Source organism: Ferrigenium kumadai, assembly GCF_018324385.1.
GTDB classification, from domain to species: domain Bacteria; phylum Pseudomonadota; class Gammaproteobacteria; order Burkholderiales; family Gallionellaceae; genus Gallionella; species Gallionella kumadai.
In genome coordinates, this window is record NZ_AP019536.1 from 773892 (window position 1) to 789247 (window position 15356).

Consider the following 15356-nt stretch of genomic DNA (forward strand, 5'->3'; position numbering starts at 1 on the left):
CGCGCCGCAAGGCGCGTTTTTTCGTTGGGGGCGGTGAAATCGATGCGGTGTATAATCCGCGCTCTTTTCGCGCCGGCGTGGCGCCCACTAATGAAGAAGGCATGATTAAAAAATTCCTCAAGCGCGTATTCCGCAAACCGGCCAGGACCAAAACGGTGGGTAATGCGCAGGTGATTCCGTTCGGGTTGCATGGCGTGGCGCGCGAGCAGATCAGCTACGGCGCGCAAAAGGTCACCGACGGCCTACAGGCGGCGGGCTATCAGGCGTATGTGGTGGGCGGTGCGGTGCGCGACCTGCTGCTGGACCGCATTCCCAAGGATTTCGATGTGGCGACCGATGCCACGCCTGAGGAGGTTCGCCGCGTGTTCCGCCGTTCGCGCATCATCGGGCGGCGTTTTCGCCTGGTGCATGTGATGTTCGGCGAAGAGGTGGTCGAGGTATCCACATTCCGCAGCATGATCGAGGCTGAAGATGCCGAGACCGACGAGCATGGCCGCCTGCTGCGCGACAATCAGTTCGGCGATCAGGAGCAGGATGCGGCGCGGCGCGATTTCACCGCGAATGCGCTGTTCTACGATCCGTCCACCCAGGAGATCCACGATTTCCATCGCGGCTACGACGATACGCGCAACCAGTTGTTGCGCATGATCGGCGACCCGGCCACGCGTTATCGCGAAGACCCGGTGCGCATGCTGCGTGCGGTGCGGCTCTCAGCCAAGCTGGGCATGAAGCTGGAGCCGGCAACGGCCGCGCCGATCGGCAAGCTGAAGGGCCTGCTCGACAACGTGCCGGAGGCGCGTTTGCTCGACGAGGTGCTGAAGATGCTGCTGTCCGGCCATTCGGTCGAGTGCATCCAGCATCTGCGCAAGATGCATCTGCATCACGGCCTGCTGCCGCTGCTCGATGTGATCCTGGAGCAGCCCGTGGGCGAGAAGTTCGTGATGCTGGCGTTGCGCAACACCGACGAGCGGCTCAGTCAGGAAAAGCCGGTTTCTCCCGCGTTTCTGTTTGCCGCGCTGTTGTGGCATGAAGTGCTGACTGCGTGGCAGTCTTACCAGAAGCAGGGCGAGCGCCCGATCCCCGCGATGCATGCGGCGATGGACGATGTTCTGGCGAAACAGCGCGCGCAGCTTGCGATCCCGCATCGCCACGATGCGGTAATGAAAGAGATCTGGCTGTTGCAGTTGCGCTTCGAACAGCGCGCCGGGCAGCGGCCGTTCCGCCTGCTGGAGCAGCCGCGTTTCCGCGCCGCATACGACTTCCTGCTGTTGCGCTGCGCCAGCGGTGAAGTGGATCAGGAGTTGGGGTTGTGGTGGGATGAGTTCCAGGAGGCCAGTACCGAGCGTCGCGCCGAGATGCTGCAGCCGGAAGGTGCGGGCGAAAAGAAGCGTCGCCGCCGCAAGCCGCGCAAGAAACCGGCGGCCGCCGCAACGGAAGAGCCGTCTGCATAATGCCGCACATCGCCTTTGTCGGGCTGGGCAGCAATCTGCAAGACCCCGGCAGCCAGTTGCAGCACGCCTTCTCCGATCTCGATCGTTTGCCGGGCACGCGCTTGCTTCAGCGATCTTCGCTGTACCGCAGCGCTCCCGTCGGTTATCTGGATCAGCCGGATTTCGTCAATGCCGTGGCGAAGATCGAGACGGCGCTCACGCCGCATGAGTTGCTGCAGGCGCTATTGCAGATCGAGCACGATCACGGCCGCGAACGCACGTTCCGCAACGCCCCGCGCACGCTGGACCTGGACGTGTTGCTGTACGACGATCTTCAACTTCATGAGCACGGGCTGACCATCCCGCACCCGCAGATGCATCTGCGCGCTTTCGTGCTGCAACCGCTGCTGGAGATCGCGCCGGATTGCGTCATCCCGGGCGTCGGCAGCGCGGAGCAGGCGTTGCACGCGTGTGCGGGACAGGTACTGGAACGGATGCAGGATGTCGCTCAATAAATATCGCTATGTGGTGGTCGAAGGGCCGATCGGCGTGGGCAAGACCAGTCTTGCGCGCCGGCTCGCGCAGCACCTCGGCGCCTCGACGCTGCTGGAGAAGCCGGACGAGAATCCGTTCCTCGCGAAGTTCTATCAGGACCCGGCGCGCCATGCACTGGCGACGCAGCTGTTCTTCCTGTTCCAGCGCGGCGACGAGGTGCGCGAACTTGCGCAGATGGATCTGTTCCAGGGGGCTACCGTGGCGGACTACCTGCTCGACAAGGACATGCTGTTCGCCCGCCTGAACCTGAACGAGGAGGAGTTTGCGCTGTACCAGCAGATATACCACTCGCTGCAATTGCAGGTTCCAGCACCGGATCTGGTGATCTATCTGCAGGCCGAGCCGCAGACGCTGGTGGAACGGGTGCGGCGGCGCGCCAAGCCCTATGAGCAAAGCATCTCCGATGCCTACCTGATGCGGCTGGTGCAGAGCTACAGCGATTTCTTCTATCATTACGACGCGGCGCCGGTGCTGATGGTGAACAGCGAGCATCTGAACTTCGTCGATGGTGACGAGGATTTCACACTGCTGTTGAAACGCATCGAGCAGATGCGCGGACCGCGCGAATTTTTTAGCCGGGGGACCTGATGCGAACCACGCTGACCGCACTGCAAGCCATGCGCAACAAGGGCGAGAAGATCGCCATGCTGACCTGCTACGACTCCAGCTTCGCAGCGCTGCTCGAAGCCAATGGAGCGGATGTGCTGCTGGTGGGCGATTCGCTAGGCATGGTGCTGCAGGGGCGCGAGACCACCTTGCCCGTCACCCTGAATGACATGGCTTACCACACCGCCTGTGTGGCGAGCGGCTCAGGGCAGGCATTCATCATCACTGACATGCCGTTCGGTACATTCCAGGTCAGTCCGCGTGAGACCTTTGTGCATGCGGCGCAACTGATGGAAGCGGGCGCGCAGATGGTGAAGATCGAGGGCGGCTCGGCGATGGTGGAGACGATACGTTTCCTCACCGAGCGCGGCATTCCGGTGTGCGGACACCTCGGTCTGACGCCGCAATCGGTGCACCAGCTCGGCGGCTACCGCGTGCAGGGCAAGGGCGACGAGGCTGCGCAGCGCCTGCTGCGCGACGCGTTGGCGCTGCAAGAGGCCGGCGCAGGCATGCTGGTGCTGGAGGCCGTGCCCGCCGCGCTGGCCGCGGAGGTCACCGCCGCGCTGACCATCCCCAGCATCGGCATCGGCGCCGGCGGGGCCTGTTCCGGCCAGGTGCTGGTGCTGCACGACATGCTGGGCATTTATCCCGGCAAGAAGGCGCGTTTCGTGAAGAATTACATGCAGGGCGCGGCTTCGATCGCCGACGCGATCTCCCGTTATGTCGCCGAGGTAAAGTCCGGCGAATTCCCGTCGCAGGAGCATAGTTTCTGATGCAAGTTATTTCGACCATTGCTGAATTGCGCACGCGCTTGGCGAAAGAGAGGGCTGTTGCCTTCGTGCCGACCATGGGCAACCTGCATGAGGGGCATCTCAATCTGATGCGCATGGCGCGTGAGCATGGAGACTGTGTGGTGGCGAGCATCTTTGTGAATCCGCTGCAATTCGGGCCGAGCGAGGATTTCGACAAATACCCGCGCACACTGGAGGCGGATTGCGCCAAGCTACAGGGGTTGGTCGATGTGGTGTTCGCTCCCTCGGTCGATGAGATGTACCCGGCGCGGCAGTCGGTGTTCGTCGAGCCGCCCCCTATTGCCAGCGAGCTGTGCGGGGCGGCGCGCCCCGGCCACTTTCGCGGCATGGCGACGGTGGTGCTGAAGCTGCTCAACATCGTGCAGCCGAAGGTGGCGCTGTTCGGCAAGAAGGATTACCAGCAGCTGCACATCATCCGCCGCATGGTCGCGGAACTGAACCTGCCGGTTCACATCGTCGGCGGCGAGACAGTACGGGCCCAGGATGGCTTGGCGCTGAGTTCGCGCAACCAGTACCTGAACGACGCTGAGCGCGCCGAGGCGGTGTTCCTGTCGCGGACCCTGCAGGGCATGCGCCAGGCCATCCTGCAGGGTGAACGCGATATTGAACGTTTGCAACAAGATGTGGTCTCAGCCCTCGTGGCAAGGGGGTGGCAGGTTGATTATGTGGAGGTGCGCAACCAGTCCGACTTGCTGCCGGCCGGCCGGGGGCAGCGCGAGTGGGTGATCCTGGCTGCGGCCAGGTTGGGTGCCACCCGCTTGCTCGACAATGTCGAGGTCACTCTGGCCGACTGATTGCCGGGTGGCTTGGCTGTTATATAATCCGCGCCCCATTGAAACGCCGCAATTGAAACGAGAGGTGTCCCATGCAGAGAACCATGCTTAAATCCAAGTTGCACCGGGTGCGCGTCACGCACTCCGAGCTGCATTACGAGGGCTCCTGCGCGATCGATGACAACTTGCTGGAAGCGGCCGATATCAAGGAATACCAGCAGATCGATATCTATAACGTGACCAACGGCGAGCGTTTTACCACCTACGCCATCCGCGCGGAGCGAGGCTCCGGGGTGATCTCGGTCAATGGGGCGGCGGCGCACAAGGCCGATCCCGGCGACATCCTCATCATCGCCACCTTCGCGATATATTCCGAAGCGGAGTTGCAGCAATTCCATCCCCAGCTCGTCTATGTGGACGAGCACAATCGCATCGTCGCACGGCGCGAACAAATCTCTGTCCAGGCCGCATAACTGCACGGCCGGTTGTCCGGCCGTGCAGTTTTCTCCCCCGTTCCGTTGACCGTTCATCCTTTCGCAGGTAGGATTGCGCGCTTTCATGCTTTACGGATTTGATGACGATGCGACGCAAATTGGTTGCCGGAAATTGGAAGATGCACGGTACGCTGGCCCAGAACGCGGGGCTGCTGGATGCGGTGCGCGACGGGATGGCTTCGGTACCAAATGTTGATTGCGCGGTTTGTGTTCCGTTTCCTTATCTGTTCCAGGCTCAGCAGAAGCTGTCCGGCAGCAACGTGAAGTGGGGTGCGCAGGATGTGCACCAGTTGGACAAGGGGGCATACACGGGCGAAGTTTCCGCCTCGATGTTGTGCGATTTTGGTTGCGGCTACGTGATCGTCGGGCACTCCGAGCGTCGCGCCTATTACGGCGAGAGCAGTCGCCTGGTTGCCGAGAAATTCCTTGCGGCGCAGCAGGCTGGTTTGACGCCCATCCTGTGCGTGGGCGAAACGCTGGAGCAGCGCGAAAGCGGCGTGACCGAGGCGGTGGTCGCCGAGCAGCTGGATGCAGTGATCGGCTTGGGTGGGGTGCAGGCATTGCGCAACGCCGTCGTGGCATATGAGCCTGTATGGGCGATCGGTACAGGGAAAACGGCGAGCTCGTCGCAGGCGCAGGTGGTGCATGCATTCATTCGCCAGCGGGTTGCGGCTCAGGATGGTCAAACTGCGGCTGGGTTGTGTATACTCTACGGCGGCAGCGTTAAGGCGAACAATGCGGCTGAGTTGTTCGAGATGCCGGATATCGACGGCGGTCTGATCGGCGGTGCCTCCCTGGTGGCGGAAGAGTTCCTGGCGATTTGTCGCGCCGGGCAGGTTTGATTTAGTTTTTGGAGCGGTTGAGTGGAAACATTGGTTTGGGTGGTGCATGTGGTGACGGCGGTAGTGCTGATCGGTCTGGTGCTGATTCAGCATGGCAAAGGCGCCGACATGGGTGCCGCATTCGGTTCCGGTTCGGCCGGCAGTCTGTTCGGTTCCAGCGGTTCCGCTAATTTTCTGAGTCGCAGCACGGCAGTGGCTGCGGCGGTGTTCTTTGTCACCAGTTTGGCGCTGACTTACATCTACTCGCATCCCGCGCAGCAGCAAGGGGTGATGGATAGGGTTGGTCCGGTTGCTGCGCCCGCAGCGCCTGTTGCCCCCGTGGTCAATCCCGCCGATGACTCGAAATCCAAGGAGATTCCGAGATAGTTTTTCAGTAGTAGCGCGGTTGTGGTGGAATTGGTAGACACGCAAGCTTGAGGTGCTTGTGCCCGAAAGGGCGTGGGAGTTCGAGTCTCCCCATCCGCACCAGATTCAGGAAGTAAGCCCGGCGCACAGTGCGCCGGTACGATTAAATAACGATTACAAAGTGGTTCCGGGCAATCCGCGAATCATAGTTAGCCAAGCAGAGAGGGGAGAAGCTCAATGTTGGAAAATTATTTTCCGGTGCTGTTGTTTGTCTGTATCGGCATCGCAATGGGGGTTGTGCCTGTGGTATTGGGCAAGCTGGTCTCTCCCAATCGTCCTGATAGCGAAAAGCTTTCTCCGTACGAGTGCGGCTTCGAGGCATTCGAGGATGCGCGTATGAAGTTCGATGTGCGCTATTACCTTGTCGCCATCCTCTTCATTCTCTTCGATCTGGAAATCGCATTCCTCTTTCCCTGGGCGGTCGTACTCAAGGAACTCGGTACTTTCGGTTTCGTTTCCATGATGATCTTTTTGGCCATCCTCGTGGTTGGCTTTATCTACGAATGGATGAAAGGGGCCCTGGAATGGGAATAGAAGGCATTCTGGAGAAGGGTGTCGTCACCACGACGCTCGATACCGTCATCAATTACACCCGCACCGGTTCGCTGTGGCCGATGACCTTCGGTCTGGCCTGTTGCGCCGTTGAGATGATGCATGCCGGCGCGGCGCGTTATGACCTGGACCGCTTCGGTGTCGTGTTTCGTCCCAGTCCGCGCCAGTCCGACGTGATGATCGTGGCGGGTACGCTGTGCAACAAGATGGCTCCGGCCCTGCGCAAGGTGTACGACCAGATGGCCGAGCCGCGCTGGGTGATTTCCATGGGGTCGTGCGCTAACGGTGGCGGCTACTATCACTATTCCTACTCTGTGGTGCGCGGCTGCGACCGCATCGTCCCGGTGGACGTGTATGTGCCGGGATGTCCCCCGACTGCCGAAGCTTTGCTGTACGGCATCATTCAGTTGCAGAAAAAGATCAAACGAACCAATACCATCGCGCGCTAGGGTGAATTATGGCTGCTGATTTGAGTGTGTTGCGTGCCGATCTGACCGGTTTGTTTGGTGACAAGCTGGCCAGCGTGGACGAGAGGCTGGGAGAGTTGACCGTCGTGGTCAAGGCTGCCGATATGCTGGATGTACTGACTCGCTTGCGCGATGGTGCCGGCTTCGACCAGATGATCGATCTGTGCGGGATGGATTACTCCACCTACGGTGACGGGGCGTGGGACGGCAAGCGCTTTGCCATCGTCTACCACCTGCTTTCCGTTGCGCGCAACGTTCGCCTGCGCGTGCGCATCTTCGCAGAGGACGATGACTTCCCCGTGCTGGAATCCGTTGCGGACATCTGGTCTTGCGCGAACTGGTACGAGCGCGAGGCCTTCGATATGTACGGCATCGTGTTCACCGGCCATCCCGATCTGCGCCGTCTCCTGACCGACTATGGCTTCGTCGGCAGCCCTTTCCGCAAGGATTTCCCGCTTTCCGGTCATGTGGAGATGCGCTACGACCCGGATCAGCGGCGCGTGGTGTACCAGCCGGTGTCGATCGAGCCGCGAGAAGTGACGCCGCGCATCGTTCGCGAAGAAAACTACGGTTGCAATTGAGGATACGGTCATGGCAGAGATAAAAAATTACACCATGAACTTCGGGCCGCAGCACCCCTCGGCGCACGGCGTGTTGCGTCTGGTGCTGGAGCTGGACGGCGAAGTCATCGAGCGCGCCGACCCACACATCGGTCTGCTGCATCGCGGCACCGAGAAGCTCGCCGAGCACAAGACCTATCTGCAATCCGTGCCGTACATGGACCGCCTCGACTATGTGTCGATGATGAGCAACGAGCACGCCTACGTGATGGCGATCGAGAAGCTGGCCGGCCTCGACGTGCCGTTGCGCGCGCAGTACATCCGGGTTATGTTCGACGAGGTTACCCGCGTGTTGAACCACCTGCTGTGGCTGGGTGCGCACGCGCTGGATATCGGCGCGATGACGGTGTTCCTGTATGCCTTCCGCGAGCGCGAAGACCTGTTCGATGCCTATGAGGCGGTGTCCGGTGCACGCATGCACGCGGCATATTACCGTCCGGGCGGCGTTTACCGCGACCTGCCGGACACGATGCCGCAGTACCAGGCATCCAAGATCCACAATGCTGCAGCAGTGAAGAAGCTGAACGAGAATCGCCAGGGTTCGCTGCTCGATTTCCTCGAGGACTTCACCAATCGCTTCCCGGCCTACGTGGACGAATATGAGACGCTGCTGACCGACAACCGCATCTGGAAGCAGCGTACCGTCGGCATCGGCGTGGTGTCGCCGGAGCGCGCGCTGGCGCTGGGCTTCACCGGCCCGATGCTGCGCGGTTCCGGCATCGAGTGGGACTTGCGCAAGAAGCAGCCCTACGAAGTGTACGACCAGCTCGATTTCGACATCCCGGTCGGCACCAACGGCGACTCCTACGACCGTTACCTGGTTCGCGTCGAAGAGATGCGCCAGGCTAATCGCATCATCAAGCAGTGCATCACCTGGCTGCGCCAGAATCCCGGCCCGGTGATGTCGGGCAATCTCAAGTTCTCTCCGCCCAAGCGCGAGGCGATGAAGCAGAACATGGAAGAACTGATCCACCACTTCAAGCTGTTCTCCGAGGGCATGCACATGCCGGTCGGCGAGGCCTATGCCGCGGTGGAGCATCCCAAGGGCGAGTTCGGCATCTACCTGGTTTCCGACGGTGCGAACAAGCCTTATCGCATGAAGATCCGCGCCCCCGGCTTTGCCCATATGGCGGCGCTGGACGAGATGTGCCGCGGCCACATGATCGCCGACGTGGTGACCATCATCGGCACGCAGGACATCGTTTTTGGAGAGGTGGACCGCTGATGTTATCCGAACAAATACAAGCGCAGATCAACCGCGAGTTGAAGAAATATCCGGCGGACCAGAAGCAGTCCGCGGTGATGGCCGCCTTGCGTTTCGTGCAGGACGAAAAGGGCTGGATATCCAACGGCGACATGGCCGATGTCGCAGATTACCTCGGCATGCCGAAGATCGCGGTGTACGAGGTGGCGACCTTCTACCACATGTACAACCTCAAGCCGATGGGCAAGCACACCATCACCGTGTGTACCAACCTGTCCTGCACCCTGTGCGGTGCGCTGGATACCGTGGCCTATATCGAGTCCAAACTGGGCATCAAGCTGGGCGAAGTCACGGCTGACGGCAAGTTCGGCCTGCGCGAGGGCGAGTGCATGGGGGCGTGCAAGGATGCGCCGCTGCTTACCCTGAACAACAAGAAGATCTGCAGCCGCATGACCCAGGAAAAGATCGATCAAATTTTGGCGGAGCTGGACAAATCATGAGAGGCCCGGTCATTTACACCACGATGGATTTCGACCAGCCGTGGACGCTGGAGAACTATCTCAAGGTCGGCGGTTACCAGGCACTGCGCAAGGTGCTGACCGAGAAGATTTCTCCCGATACCATCATCGCCGAGGTCAAGCAGTCGGCGTTGCGCGGACGCGGAGGCGCGGGCTTCCCGACAGGCCTGAAGTGGAGCTTCATGCCCAAAAATTACGAGGGCGACAAGTACATCGTCTGTAATTCCGACGAGGGCGAGCCGGGCACCTGCAAGGACTGGGACATCCTGCTGTACAACCCGCACCTGCTGATCGAAGGCATGGCCATCGCCGCCTACACGATGGGGGTGAAGACCGGTTACAACTACATCCACGGCGAGATATTCGAAGCCTACGAGCGCATGGAAGAGGCCTGTGAACTGGCGCGCGCCGCCGGTTACCTCGGCGACAACATCTTCGGCTCGGGCTTCAGCTTCGACCTGCATAACCACCTCGGTTACGGCGCCTACATCTGCGGCGAAGAGACCGCGCTGCTGGAATCCATCGAGGGCAAGAAAGGCCAACCGCGCTTCAAGCCGCCGTTCCCGGCGAGCTTCGGCCTGTACGGCAAGCCGACCACCATCAATAACACCGAGACCTTCGCCAGCATCCCGTACATCATCAATAACGGCGGACAGAAGTTCCTGGAGCTGGGCAAGCCCAACAACGGCGGCACCAAGCTGTTCTCGGTATCCGGCCACGTGAACAACCCCGGCAACTTCGAAGTGCCGATGGGCACGCCGTTCAGCGAACTGCTGAAGATGGCGGGCGGCGTGCGCAACGGCCACAAGCTCAAGGCGGTGATCCCCGGCGGTTCTTCGATGCCGGTGCTGCCAGGCGAGATCATGATGGACGTGACCATGGATTACGACTCCATCGCCAAGGCGGGCTCCGGCCTGGGCAGCGGCGCGGTGATCGTGATGGACGAGACGACCTGCATGGTGCGAGCGCTGGAGCGTCTGTCCTATTTCTACTACGAGGAGTCCTGCGGCCAGTGCACGCCCTGCCGCGAAGGCACCGGCTGGCTGTATCGAATCGTGCACCGCATCGAGCACGGCGAGGGCAAGCCGGAAGACCTGGACCTGTTGCTGAGCATCGGCGAGAACATCGCCGGCCGCACGATCTGTGCGCTGGGCGAAGCCGCAGTCTGGCCGGTGCAGGGCATGCTCAGGCATTTCCGCGACGAATTCGAATATCACATCGAACACAAGCGCTGCTTGGTGTAAGGGTGAGGTGAGCAATGATCAATATCGAAATTGATGGCAAGTCAGTAGAGACCGAGCGCGGTTCCACGGTCATGGATGCGGCGCGCAAGGCCGGTGTCTATATCCCACATTTCTGCTACCACAAGAAACTGTCCATCGCGGCCAACTGCCGCATGTGCCTGATCGAAGTGGAGAAGGCGCCCAAGCCGTTGCCGGCCTGTGCGACGCCGGCCGCGGAAGGCATGAAGGTGAAGACGCATTCCGAGATGGCGGTCAAGGCGCAGAAGGGCGTGATGGAGTTCCTGCTCGTCAACCATCCTCTGGATTGCCCGATCTGCGACCAGGGCGGCGAATGCATGCTGCAGGATGTGGCGGTGGGGTACGGCGGATCCGCCTCGCGTTACAACGAAGAAAAGCGCGTGGTGGAACACAAGGACGTCGGCGTGCTGATCTCTACCGAAGAGATGAGTCGCTGCATCCAGTGCACCCGCTGCGTGCGTTTCGGCCAGGAGATCGCCGGCGTGATGGAACTGGGCATGGCCTTCCGCGGCGAGCACGCCGAGATCATGTCGTTCGTGGATAGCACGGTGGATTCCGAACTGTCCGGCAACATGATCGACCTGTGCCCGGTCGGCGCGCTGACCAGCAAGCCGTTCCGCTACAAGGCGCGCAGCTGGGAGCTGTCGCGACGCCGCTCGGTCAGCCCGCACGACGCCTTGGGTTCCAATCTGGCGGTGAACGTGAGGGACAACAAGGTGTTCCGCGTTCTGCCGATCGAGAACGAAGAGATCAACGAGTGCTGGCTGTCCGACAAGGACCGCTTCAGCTATGAAGGTCTGAATTCGCCCGAGCGACTGACCAAGCCGATGCTCAAGCAGGACGGCAAGTGGATCGAAGTCGAATGGCAAGCTGCGCTGGAGTATGTGGCGAACGGTCTGCGCCAGGTCGCCAATGGCGCCGGGGCCGACCACATCGCCGCGCTGGCAACGCCGCACAGCACGCTGGAAGAGCTCTATCTGTTGCAGAAACTGATGCGCGGCGTGGGCAGCGGCAACGTCGATTTCCGTCTGCGCCAGTCCGACTTCAGCGCGGACGGCAAGCAGGCCGGCGCGCCGTGGCTGGGCATGCCCGTTGCAGAGATCGAATCTCGCGACCGCCTGCTGGTCGTCGGCAGCTTCCTGCGCAAGGATCATCCGCTGCTGGCACACCGCGTGCGCCAGGCAGTCAAGAAGGGCGCGCAAGCCAATATCGTGCACTCGAGCGATGACGACCTGCTGATGCCGGTGGCCAACAAGGCCATCGCCGCGCCGAGCGAACTGGTCAACGTGATGGCGCAGATCCTGAAGGCGCTTGCGGCCGAGAAGCAGGGCAGCGCGCAGGGCGTCGAGAACGTCACGGTCGGCAGCGAGGCTGCCGCCATCGCGAAGAGCCTGGCGAGCGGCGAACGCGTCGCGGTGCTGCTCGGCAACTTCGCGCAACAACACCCGCAAGCTTCACAACTCGCCGTGCTGGCCGAAAAGATCGCCGCGCTGTGCGGCGGCAAGTTCGGCTTCCTCGGCGAGGCGGCGAACAGCGTCGGCGGCTATCTCGCCGGTGCCGTGCCCGGCGCGAAGGGCATGAATGCCGCGCAGATGCTGGCTTCCCCGCGCAAGGCCTATGTGCTGCTGAACGTCGAGCCGGAACTGGATTGCGCCAACCCGCAGCAGGCGATGGCCGCGATGCAGGCCGCCGATCTCGTGGTGGCGATGTCCGCATTCAAGCATCACGCGACGGAATACGCCGACGTGCTGCTGCCCATCGCTCCGTTCACCGAGACCTCCGGCACCTTCGTGAGTACCGAAGGCCGCTCGCAAAGCTTCAAGGGTGCGGTCAAGCCGCTGGGCGATACCCGTCCGGCCTGGAAGGTGCTGCGCGTGCTGGGCAACCTGCTCGGCGTGCAGGGTTTCGATTACGACTCCAGCGAAGCAGTGCGCGACGAAGCGATCGCCGCGCAGGGCAAGCTGGACAACCATCTGGATGTCGCGCTGCAAGGCGTAGCGGGCGGGGCAGCACAAGGCACGCAGCGCGTGGCCGATGTGCCGCTGTACTCCGCCGATGCACTGGTGCGCCGCGCCGCTTCGCTGCAAAAGACCCGCGATGCGGCAACACCCACTGTGGCGATGCGCGGCAGCGAGCTGCAGAAGCTGAGCGTGCAACCGGGCGACACCGTGAAGGTGACGCAGGGCAACGCCAGCGTGCGCCTCGTGGCACGCGCGGATGACGGACTGCCCGTCGGTGTGGCGCGCGTCGCGGCCGGCCATGCAACTACGGCGGAACTGGGTGCGATGTTTGGAACGATTACAGTGGAGCGCGCATGATGGAATTGCTGCAAATCCTGGAACAGACGGGACTAGACCTGCTCGGCCCGGCTTGGTTGCCGGTCTGGACCGTGGTGAAGATCCTGGCCATCGTGGTGCCTATCATGCTCTCCGTGGCATACCTGACACTGGCCGAACGCTGGGTCATCGCCTGGATGCAGGTGCGCATCGGTCCGAACCGCGTCGGTTATTTCGGTTTGCTGCAACCGATCGCCGACGGCGTGAAGCTGCTGTTCAAGGAAATCATCGTCCCGAGCAGTTCGAACAAGGCCTTGTTCGTCCTCGCGCCGATCATGGCGCTGGCCCCGTCGCTGGCGGCCTGGGCGGTAGTGCCGTTCAGCGACGGTATGGTGCTGTCCAACGTCAACGCCGGCCTGTTGTATATCCTCGCGCTGACTTCGCTCTCGGTGTACGGCATCATCATCGCGGGCTGGGCTTCCAACTCCAAGTACGCCTTCCTCGGCGCGGTGCGTTCCGCGGCGCAGATCGTGTCCTACGAGATCGCCATGGGCTTCGCGCTGGTGTGTGTGCTGCTGGCCTCGCAAAGCATGAACCTGGGCGACATCGTGAATGGTCAGAAGGGCGGCTACGGCCTGCTGAACTGGTATCTGATCCCGCTGTTCCCGATGTTCCTGGTGTACGTGATCTCCGGCGTGGCCGAGACCAACCGCGCGCCGTTCGACATGGCCGAGGGCGAGTCCGAGATCGTTGCCGGCTTCCACGTGGAATATTCCGGCATGGCGTTCGCGCTGTTCTTCCTGGCCGAATACGCCAACATGATCTTGGTCTCCTTCCTGACCTCGATCATGTTCCTGGGCGGCTGGCTGTCGCCGGTGCCGTTCCTGCCGGACAGCTTCGTCTGGCTGCTGGCCAAGGTTTCTTTCATCCTGTTCCTGTTCCTGTGGTTCCGCGCGACCTTCCCGCGTTACCGCTATGACCAGCTCATGCGTCTGGGCTGGAAAGTGTTCATCCCGCTGACCATCGTGTGGGTGGTCGTGGTTGCCGCGTGGATGCAGACGCCGCTCTGGGTCTGGTAAGGGGCGGAGGAGAAGAATATGCAAGCTATCAAGAATTTCTTTAAGACGTTTTTGCTGTACGAGTTGGTCAAGGGCATGGCCCTGACCGGGCGCTACTTCTTTGCGCGCAAGATCACCGTGCAGTTCCCCGAAGAGAAGACTCCGCAGAGCTTCCGCTTCCGCGGCCTGCACGCCCAGCGTCGCTACGCCAATGGCGAAGAGCGCTGCATCGGCTGCAAGCTGTGCGAAGCGGTGTGCCCCGCGCTGGCGATCAAGATCGAAGTGGCGGAGCGCGAGGACGGCACGCGCCGCACCACGCAATACGACATCGACCTGTTCAAGTGCATCTTCTGCGGTTTCTGTGAGGAATCCTGCCCAGTGGACGCCATCGTCGAGACTCGCGTGCTCGAGTACCACGGCGAGAAGCGCGGCGACCTGTACTACACCAAGGCCATGCTGCTGGCGAACGGCGACAAGCATGAAGAGCAGATCGCCAAAGACCGTGCGGCGGATGCCAAGTACCGATAAGAGGACCGTCAGATGAATTTCGAAACCATCGTGTTTTATATCTTTGCCGCGCTCACCATATTCGCGGCGCTGCGCGTGATCACCGCGCGCAACCCGGTGCATGCTGTGCTGTTCCTGGTGCTGGCCTTCATCAGCTCGTCCGGTATCTGGCTGCTGCTGGAAGCCGAGTTCCTCGCTATCACGCTGGTGCTGGTGTACGTCGGGGCCGTGATGGTGCTGTTCCTGTTCGTGGTGATGATGCTGGACATCAACCTGGTGCGTCTGCGCGAAGGCTTCTGGCGCTGGCTGCCGTTCGGCGCGGCGCTGGCCGGGCTGATGGCGTTCGAGATGATCTGGGTGCTGGGCTCCACCGAAACGGCCGGCGGCATCCAGGCCGTCAAGCATGCGGCGGATTACAGCAATACCAAGGAGCTGGGCCGCCTGATCTATACCGATTACGTGTACCCGTTCGAACTGGCTGCGGTGTTGCTGCTGATTGCGATGGTGGCCGCGATCGCGCTGACCCTGCGTCGACGCAAGGACTCGAAGTCGCAGGTGGTGCCCGACCAGATCGCGGTCAAGAAGGCGGATCGTTTGCGCATCGTGCCCATGAAGGCCGAACGTAAAGATTCTGCGACAAACTAATTCCAGGGAGCGAGAAGAACAATATGTTGACCCTTTCCCATTATCTGGTGCTCAGTGCCGTGCTGTTTGCGATCAGCGTGGTCGGCATCTTCCTGAACCGAAAGAACCTGATCGTGCTGCTGATGGCCATCGAAATGATGCTGCTGGCGGTAAACACCAACTTCGTGGCGTTCTCGCATTATCTGAATGACGCTGCCGGGCAGGTGTTCGTGTTCTTCATCCTGACCGTGGCCGCCGCCGAGGCCGCCATCGGCCTGGCGATCCTGGTGGTGCTGTTCCGTAACCTGAACACCATCAACGTTGACGACCTCGATAGCCTGAAGGGGTAAT

Annotated in this window: 19 protein-coding genes and 1 tRNA gene; all 20 read left to right on the plus strand. The window is 61.5% G+C overall.

Annotated features, from left to right (window positions below; all coding sequences use genetic code 11):
* Nucleotides 1–101: 101 nt before the first annotated feature.
* Nucleotides 102–1451, plus strand: coding sequence for a polynucleotide adenylyltransferase PcnB (gene pcnB / locus FGKAn22_RS03720; RefSeq protein ID WP_212786640.1), 1350 nt, complete (start codon nucleotides 102–104; stop codon nucleotides 1449–1451).
* Nucleotides 1451–1945 carry a 2-amino-4-hydroxy-6-hydroxymethyldihydropteridine diphosphokinase gene (folK, locus tag FGKAn22_RS03725; protein ID WP_212786641.1) on the plus strand — a complete coding sequence of 165 codons (495 nt, stop codon included), beginning with the start codon at nucleotides 1451–1453 and terminating at the stop codon, nucleotides 1943–1945. Before pcnB ends, folK begins: the two co-directional genes overlap by 1 nt.
* Complete coding sequence (locus FGKAn22_RS03730) at nucleotides 1932–2573, plus strand: deoxynucleoside kinase (RefSeq protein WP_212786642.1); 642 nt, start codon at nucleotides 1932–1934, stop codon at nucleotides 2571–2573. Before folK ends, FGKAn22_RS03730 begins: the two co-directional genes overlap by 14 nt.
* Nucleotides 2573–3364, plus strand: a complete 792-nt coding sequence (panB, locus tag FGKAn22_RS03735) for a 3-methyl-2-oxobutanoate hydroxymethyltransferase (protein WP_212786643.1) — start codon at nucleotides 2573–2575, stop codon at nucleotides 3362–3364. Before FGKAn22_RS03730 ends, panB begins: the two co-directional genes overlap by 1 nt.
* Nucleotides 3364–4197, plus strand: a complete 834-nt coding sequence (panC, locus tag FGKAn22_RS03740) for a pantoate--beta-alanine ligase (protein ID WP_212786644.1) — start codon at nucleotides 3364–3366, stop codon at nucleotides 4195–4197. Before panB ends, panC begins: the two co-directional genes overlap by 1 nt.
* 71 nt (nucleotides 4198–4268) lie before the next feature.
* A complete protein-coding gene (gene panD / locus FGKAn22_RS03745; RefSeq protein WP_212786645.1) occupies nucleotides 4269–4649 on the plus strand; it encodes an aspartate 1-decarboxylase in 381 nt (126 codons plus the stop codon).
* A 107-nt stretch (nucleotides 4650–4756) separates the two neighbouring features.
* A complete protein-coding gene (tpiA, locus tag FGKAn22_RS03750; RefSeq protein WP_212786646.1) occupies nucleotides 4757–5512 on the plus strand; it encodes a triose-phosphate isomerase in 756 nt (251 codons plus the stop codon).
* Nucleotides 5513–5533: 21 nt separating this feature from the next.
* Nucleotides 5534–5878: a preprotein translocase subunit SecG gene (secG, locus tag FGKAn22_RS03755; protein WP_212786647.1), complete on the plus strand. Its 345-nt coding sequence runs from the start codon at nucleotides 5534–5536 to the stop codon at nucleotides 5876–5878.
* A 15-nt stretch (nucleotides 5879–5893) separates the two neighbouring features.
* Nucleotides 5894–5980, plus strand: a tRNA-Leu gene (locus FGKAn22_RS03760).
* 114 nt (nucleotides 5981–6094) lie between these two features.
* On the plus strand, nucleotides 6095–6451 hold the full coding sequence (locus FGKAn22_RS03765) for an NADH-quinone oxidoreductase subunit A (protein ID WP_212786648.1): 357 nt from the start codon (nucleotides 6095–6097) through the stop codon (nucleotides 6449–6451).
* On the plus strand, nucleotides 6442–6918 hold the full coding sequence (locus tag FGKAn22_RS03770) for a NuoB/complex I 20 kDa subunit family protein (protein ID WP_212786649.1): 477 nt from the start codon (nucleotides 6442–6444) through the stop codon (nucleotides 6916–6918). Before FGKAn22_RS03765 ends, FGKAn22_RS03770 begins: the two co-directional genes overlap by 10 nt.
* An 8-nt stretch (nucleotides 6919–6926) precedes the next feature.
* Nucleotides 6927–7517 (plus strand): NADH-quinone oxidoreductase subunit C, encoded by a 591-nt coding sequence (locus tag FGKAn22_RS03775; protein WP_212786650.1) that lies wholly within the window; start codon nucleotides 6927–6929, stop codon nucleotides 7515–7517.
* A gap of 10 nt (nucleotides 7518–7527) precedes the next feature.
* Complete coding sequence (locus tag FGKAn22_RS03780; RefSeq protein WP_212786651.1) at nucleotides 7528–8781, plus strand: NADH-quinone oxidoreductase subunit D; 1254 nt, start codon at nucleotides 7528–7530, stop codon at nucleotides 8779–8781.
* Nucleotides 8781–9260, plus strand: coding sequence for an NADH-quinone oxidoreductase subunit NuoE (gene nuoE / locus FGKAn22_RS03785; RefSeq protein ID WP_212786652.1), 480 nt, complete (start codon nucleotides 8781–8783; stop codon nucleotides 9258–9260). Before FGKAn22_RS03780 ends, nuoE begins: the two co-directional genes overlap by 1 nt.
* Nucleotides 9261–9283: 23 nt before the next feature.
* Nucleotides 9284–10522, plus strand: coding sequence for an NADH-quinone oxidoreductase subunit NuoF (gene nuoF, locus FGKAn22_RS03790; protein ID WP_425513855.1), 1239 nt, complete (start codon nucleotides 9284–9286; stop codon nucleotides 10520–10522).
* A gap of 14 nt (nucleotides 10523–10536) precedes the next feature.
* Nucleotides 10537–12858, plus strand: coding sequence for an NADH-quinone oxidoreductase subunit NuoG (gene nuoG, locus FGKAn22_RS03795; protein WP_212786654.1), 2322 nt, complete (start codon nucleotides 10537–10539; stop codon nucleotides 12856–12858).
* Nucleotides 12855–13895, plus strand: coding sequence for an NADH-quinone oxidoreductase subunit NuoH (gene nuoH / locus FGKAn22_RS03800; protein ID WP_425513850.1), 1041 nt, complete (start codon nucleotides 12855–12857; stop codon nucleotides 13893–13895). The genes nuoG and nuoH overlap by 4 nt, the downstream gene beginning before the upstream one ends.
* A gap of 18 nt (nucleotides 13896–13913) precedes the next feature.
* Entirely contained in the window at nucleotides 13914–14402 is a 489-nt protein-coding gene (gene nuoI, locus FGKAn22_RS03805) for an NADH-quinone oxidoreductase subunit NuoI (RefSeq protein ID WP_212786655.1), read from the plus strand.
* A 12-nt stretch (nucleotides 14403–14414) separates the two neighbouring features.
* Nucleotides 14415–15026, plus strand: coding sequence for an NADH-quinone oxidoreductase subunit J (locus FGKAn22_RS03810; protein ID WP_212786656.1), 612 nt, complete (start codon nucleotides 14415–14417; stop codon nucleotides 15024–15026).
* Between the two features lie 23 nt (nucleotides 15027–15049).
* Nucleotides 15050–15355 carry an NADH-quinone oxidoreductase subunit NuoK gene (gene nuoK / locus FGKAn22_RS03815; RefSeq protein WP_212786657.1) on the plus strand — a complete coding sequence of 102 codons (306 nt, stop codon included), beginning with the start codon at nucleotides 15050–15052 and terminating at the stop codon, nucleotides 15353–15355.
* Nucleotide 15356 lies beyond the last annotated feature (1 nt).

What these genes read in the sequence shown, in the direction of transcription:
- pcnB (WP_212786640.1), top strand. Translation starts at nt 102, where the DNA reads ATGATTAAAAAATTCCTCAAGCGCGTATTCCGCAAACCGGCCAGGACC.
- folK (WP_212786641.1), top strand. Translation starts at nt 1,451, where the DNA reads ATGCCGCACATCGCCTTTGTCGGGCTGGGCAGCAATCTGCAAGACCCC.
- FGKAn22_RS03730 (WP_212786642.1), top strand. Translation starts at nt 1,932, where the DNA reads ATGTCGCTCAATAAATATCGCTATGTGGTGGTCGAAGGGCCGATCGGC.
- panB (WP_212786643.1), top strand. Translation starts at nt 2,573, where the DNA reads ATGCGAACCACGCTGACCGCACTGCAAGCCATGCGCAACAAGGGCGAG.
- panC (WP_212786644.1), top strand. Translation starts at nt 3,364, where the DNA reads ATGCAAGTTATTTCGACCATTGCTGAATTGCGCACGCGCTTGGCGAAA.
- panD (WP_212786645.1), top strand. Translation starts at nt 4,269, where the DNA reads ATGCAGAGAACCATGCTTAAATCCAAGTTGCACCGGGTGCGCGTCACG.
- tpiA (WP_212786646.1), top strand. Translation starts at nt 4,757, where the DNA reads ATGCGACGCAAATTGGTTGCCGGAAATTGGAAGATGCACGGTACGCTG.
- FGKAn22_RS03765 (WP_212786648.1), top strand. Translation starts at nt 6,095, where the DNA reads ATGTTGGAAAATTATTTTCCGGTGCTGTTGTTTGTCTGTATCGGCATC.
- FGKAn22_RS03770 (WP_212786649.1), top strand. Translation starts at nt 6,442, where the DNA reads ATGGGAATAGAAGGCATTCTGGAGAAGGGTGTCGTCACCACGACGCTC.
- FGKAn22_RS03775 (WP_212786650.1), top strand. Translation starts at nt 6,927, where the DNA reads ATGGCTGCTGATTTGAGTGTGTTGCGTGCCGATCTGACCGGTTTGTTT.
- FGKAn22_RS03780 (WP_212786651.1), top strand. Translation starts at nt 7,528, where the DNA reads ATGGCAGAGATAAAAAATTACACCATGAACTTCGGGCCGCAGCACCCC.
- nuoE (WP_212786652.1), top strand. Translation starts at nt 8,781, where the DNA reads ATGTTATCCGAACAAATACAAGCGCAGATCAACCGCGAGTTGAAGAAA.
- nuoF (WP_425513855.1), top strand. Translation starts at nt 9,284, where the DNA reads ATGGATTTCGACCAGCCGTGGACGCTGGAGAACTATCTCAAGGTCGGC.
- nuoG (WP_212786654.1), top strand. Translation starts at nt 10,537, where the DNA reads ATGATCAATATCGAAATTGATGGCAAGTCAGTAGAGACCGAGCGCGGT.
- nuoH (WP_425513850.1), top strand. Translation starts at nt 12,855, where the DNA reads ATGATGGAATTGCTGCAAATCCTGGAACAGACGGGACTAGACCTGCTC.
- nuoI (WP_212786655.1), top strand. Translation starts at nt 13,914, where the DNA reads ATGCAAGCTATCAAGAATTTCTTTAAGACGTTTTTGCTGTACGAGTTG.
- FGKAn22_RS03810 (WP_212786656.1), top strand. Translation starts at nt 14,415, where the DNA reads ATGAATTTCGAAACCATCGTGTTTTATATCTTTGCCGCGCTCACCATA.
- nuoK (WP_212786657.1), top strand. Translation starts at nt 15,050, where the DNA reads ATGTTGACCCTTTCCCATTATCTGGTGCTCAGTGCCGTGCTGTTTGCG.